6 protein-coding genes are annotated in these 4,165 nt (G+C 42.7%); all 6 read left to right on the forward strand.

The window, feature by feature from the left end:
* The coding region (locus GRP75_RS20220; RefSeq protein ID WP_237449118.1) for a hypothetical protein at positions 1-541 on the forward strand (541 nt) is incomplete at its 5' end.
* Between the two features lie 3 nt (positions 542-544).
* A complete protein-coding gene (locus GRP75_RS30330; protein WP_264454148.1) occupies positions 545-667 on the forward strand; it encodes a hypothetical protein in 123 nt (40 codons plus the stop codon).
* A gap of 120 nt (positions 668-787) precedes the next feature.
* Positions 788-1,921, forward strand: coding sequence for a sensor histidine kinase (locus GRP75_RS20225; protein ID WP_023987129.1), 1,134 nt, complete (start codon positions 788-790; stop codon positions 1,919-1,921).
* On the forward strand, positions 1,918-2,517 hold the full coding sequence (locus GRP75_RS20230; protein ID WP_013308918.1) for a response regulator transcription factor: 600 nt from the start codon (positions 1,918-1,920) through the stop codon (positions 2,515-2,517). The genes GRP75_RS20225 and GRP75_RS20230 overlap by 4 nt, the downstream gene beginning before the upstream one ends.
* Before the next feature lie 146 nt (positions 2,518-2,663).
* Positions 2,664-3,284: a deoxynucleoside kinase gene (locus tag GRP75_RS20235; RefSeq protein ID WP_023987130.1), complete on the forward strand. Its 621-nt coding sequence runs from the start codon at positions 2,664-2,666 to the stop codon at positions 3,282-3,284.
* Positions 3,284-3,925, forward strand: a complete 642-nt coding sequence (locus GRP75_RS20240) for a deoxynucleoside kinase (protein ID WP_013308920.1) — start codon at positions 3,284-3,286, stop codon at positions 3,923-3,925. The genes GRP75_RS20235 and GRP75_RS20240 overlap by 1 nt, the downstream gene beginning before the upstream one ends.
* Positions 3,926-4,165: the final 240 nt, after the last annotated feature.

Genomic DNA, 4,165 nt, shown 5'->3' on the forward strand with positions numbered 1-4,165 from the left:
GATGAACTCACAAGAAAAATTACAGGAAAGAAGGATAATGAAGATGAGAATGACAAAGAAATTTAAATTGCAGATTGCAGCTAAAAATGTGGATTTGTACAAATGGGTAACTGAGATGACTCCAGCTGAATATGAATCATTTTCAAAAGCTCACAAGGCAATGGGCAGTTATTTTGAAGATGGTGAATTCTATATGGTTAATGTGGAAAATATGGGGAATGAGATGATTGTTCAGCACTATCAATTAAAAGAGCACACAAAGGATCATTTGCGTTTCTACTCTGACAAGACAGAAGCATATATATGGCGATGGATACCCGCCATCGTTGGAGTTCCATGGGAAATGAAGGTCACGCCTGTTGATAACAACTCTTGCGAATTTAGTTGTACGATTGGAGCGGACTTTCCATCTCGGCTACTGGCTTTTGCAGCATGGGTAAATGGTTTTGGTGGATTCTTTATGAGAAAGCATTTAGCCGATGAGGGTGGAAAATTTGCTAAAGATATAGAAAAGAAATTTAATAACGTCAGGTATATATAATTCATGAACGAGCTGATCAGAAATATAGACCAGTCCCATTTCAAAGCACGACCTGGTGCAGTGGGTGGAGTGTACAGCGAATGGCTTAAGCTTGAGATCAGTTCCCGCAAAATGGACGGCTTCTAATCAAAGTGTTCATTTGCGGTTCACAGGAAAGGCTTCACCTTTGGTGCTTTCGAGCAGACGAGACCAGTGGTATGATAAGATAAGGGATATAAGTCATGTGAAGTAGAAGAGGGTGGCAGAATGCAAAAGTGGTATCAGATTTTCCAAAGAAATACAGGGCTTAGTCCTTATGTGTGGGTCGTCTTTTATATCCTGCCCTTTTACTACTTTAGCTCTTCATCTACAAGTCATATTATTCTGGGTACTGCTATTATTTTGGTATTCTTTGCATGTTATGTACTGGCTTTTGTCTCAAAAGGCTGGCTCATATACTTTTGGACCAGTGTACAGATTGCCATATCGATTACCATGACACTGCTGTTTAGCTATATGTATTTTTCCATATTTATCGCCTATCTGATCGGTAATATTAAAAGTAAGGCTGCATTTACGACGCTGTATATCATTTTAATGGTTATTACGATTGGATTGATCAATTACGGTTTTGTATCTCAGAATCCCGTTTTTATTAAACAGATTCCTTTTATCCTGCTCAATCTGATCGGTGTGATTCTCCTTCCGATTACGAATTTTAATCGCAACAAAAGCGATCGGCTCCAAGTCCAATTAGAGGATGCCAATAAGAAAATATCGGAATTGATTAAGCTGGAGGAACGGCAAAGAATTGCGCGTGACCTGCACGATACCTTAGGTCAGAAGCTGTCACTCATCGGGCTGAAGAGCGATTTGGCGGGCAAACTGATGGATCAGTACCCGGAGCGTGCTCATGCTGAAATTAACGATGTTCGTCTCACGGCGAGAAGCGCGTTAAAAGAGGTGCGGGAAATGGTTACTCAAATGCGAGGTATGCGACTAGAGGATGAGCTGTTACGTATTCGGCAGATCTTAAAGGCTGCTCACATTGAATTGACCTTGGAGGGCGACCCGAAGCTGGAGCATACATCATTAATGAATGAAAATGTACTTAGTATGTGTATGAAGGAAGCAGTGACAAATGTGGTTAAGCACAGTGGAGCCACCGCTTGCTCCATCACTATTGAGCCGTCTCGTAAGGAACTAACTCTTCGGATTCAGGATAATGGAGTCGGTGCTACGAGAGAAAATGGAACCCTTCGTGGAAATGGCCTGCAAGGAATGAAGGAAAGGCTCGAATTCGTGAACGGATGTATGGAGCTGCGCTCAGATCAGGGAACGACCCTGGTCATTAAAGTGCCCAATATCCCTGAAAAGCCGAATGAGGAGGTGGGGCCATGATTCGAATTGTTATTGCAGAAGACCAGCGTATGCTGCTGGGTGCTCTAGCCTCCCTGCTAGACTTGGAAGAGGACATGAAAGTAGTCGGAAAAGCAAGCAACGGGGAAGAAGCTATAGAACTGGTGAAGCTGCACCAGCCGGATATATGCATTATGGACATCGAAATGCCGATTAAGAGCGGATTGGATGCGGCTGAGGAACTCAAAGCCTTGAACTGCAAGGTACTGATTTTAACTACGTTTGCTCGCCCCGGGTATTTTGAACGAGCGATCAAGGCGGGGACACACGGTTATCTGCTCAAGGACAGTCCCAGTGAAGAGCTGGCTTCCTCCATTCGAAGTATTATGGCAGGTCGACGTATTTACGCTCCAGAACTGGTCGATGATGCTTATGCCGAAGTCAACCCGCTAACAGAGCGTGAAAAGACCGTTTTGGCGCTTATTGCTGACGGAAAGAATACAAAAGAGATTGCTGGTGAACTGTATTTAACGACAGGGACGGTGCGCAATTATATTTCAGTCATTCTCGATAAGCTGGGTGTCAGTAACCGGATCGAGGCGATTACACGTTTTAATGAAAAAGGTTGGTTTAAGTGAGAAACAGGGACGCTATGAAGCAAAATGTAGCGCTCTGTTTTTTTTGTTTTATCCATAGATTTGGTATGCCTTTAGCGTACTACCTTGTGATACAATAGGATAGTTGTCCACAGGATGGACTGGAGTACAAGGAGGAGCAGAACTGCATGAAACAAGCCCCATTTATAGCCGTTGAAGGGCCAATCGGAGCAGGTAAAACGACGTTGGCTTCGATGCTTTCAACCGAGCTACATTTGCCGATAATCAAAGAGATTGTCGAGGAGAACCCATTTCTCGATAAATTTTATCAAAATATAGATGAGTGGAGTTTTCAGCTAGAAATGTTCTTTCTCTGCAATCGGTATAAGCAGCTGGAGGATACTGGTCTGCAATATATCGAGAAAGCTCAGCCCGTTATTTCTGATTATCATATCTACAAGAATTTGATTTTTGCTGAACGTACGCTTAAGGGTGTGAAGCTCGAAAAATATCGTCAAATCTATCATCTGCTCACGGATGATATGCCTAAGCCAGACATTATCATTTATATTAAAGCAGATTTGGATACCTTGCTGGGGAGAATTCGCAAGCGTGCACGCTCTTTTGAACAGGAGATGGACCCCGCTTATCTGGAGCAATTAATAATAGATTATGATAAAGGCATTCAGTTTCTCGCTGAACAGTCCCCTTCCCCTCGTATATTGACCGTGAACGGGAATGAAATTGATTTTGTAGAAAACCAGGCACAATTTAAACAAATTGTTTCCGATGTAAAGGAGCTTATATAGTGAATAATTACAACATTCCTGCGAATGCCCTGATTACGGTAGCGGGTACAGTGGGTGTAGGTAAATCCACGCTGACTGGTGCTTTGGCCGGACGCCTTGGTTTTAAAACCTCTTTGGAGCAGGTCGATCATAATCCCTATCTGGAGAAATTTTATCACGATTTCGAAAGATGGAGCTTTCATTTGCAAATTTATTTTCTCGCGGAACGCTTCAAGGAACAAAAGAATATTTTCTTGTCTGGTGGAGGTTTTGTGCAGGATCGTTCTATTTATGAGGACACAGGCATTTTTGCGAAAATGCATGCCGATCAGGGAACGATGAACCCTACCGATTATGAAACGTATACTAGCCTGTTTGAGGCGATGGTGATGACACCGTTTTTCCCGCACCCTGATGTGTTGATCTATTTGGAAGGCAGCTTGCCCTCCATACTGAGTCGGATTGAGGAGCGCGGTCGCGAGATGGAGATCCAGACCGAGCGTTCTTATTGGGAGCAAATGCATCGCAGATATTCCAATTGGATCAACGAATTTGATGCCTGTCCTGTACTGCGTCTGAACATTGATGAATATGATGTACACGACCCAGCTTCCATGGATGCCATTTTGGAAGAAGTAGGAAAAGTAATATCAAAAAAATAGAGATATAACCCCAAATAAATAACAGGGACTGTGGTACAATCAGTATAAATTATGCTGATAGACTACAGTCTTTTTTTGTCGAATGAACATGTTAAAGCATGAGATATGACTAACGGTATAGTGGACAAGTTTAGGCTGGAATGCGAGAATAGGTACATATGAATTGTAATGACTCACGGGAAGGATGGGATACTGTGATGCGTTTTGGTATTGTTGGAACCAACTGGATAACAGAGAGGT

The organism is Paenibacillus sp. OT2-17, from assembly GCF_009827695.1.
Taxonomy (GTDB): Bacteria; Bacillota; Bacilli; order Paenibacillales; family Paenibacillaceae; genus Paenibacillus; species Paenibacillus polymyxa_B.

Coding starts and splice junctions, on each gene's coding strand:
- GRP75_RS30330 (WP_264454148.1), top strand. CDS start 545: ATGAACGAGCTGATCAGAAATATAGACCAGTCCCATTTCAAAGCACGA.
- GRP75_RS20225 (WP_023987129.1), top strand. CDS start 788: ATGCAAAAGTGGTATCAGATTTTCCAAAGAAATACAGGGCTTAGTCCT.
- GRP75_RS20230 (WP_013308918.1), top strand. CDS start 1,918: ATGATTCGAATTGTTATTGCAGAAGACCAGCGTATGCTGCTGGGTGCT.
- GRP75_RS20235 (WP_023987130.1), top strand. CDS start 2,664: ATGAAACAAGCCCCATTTATAGCCGTTGAAGGGCCAATCGGAGCAGGT.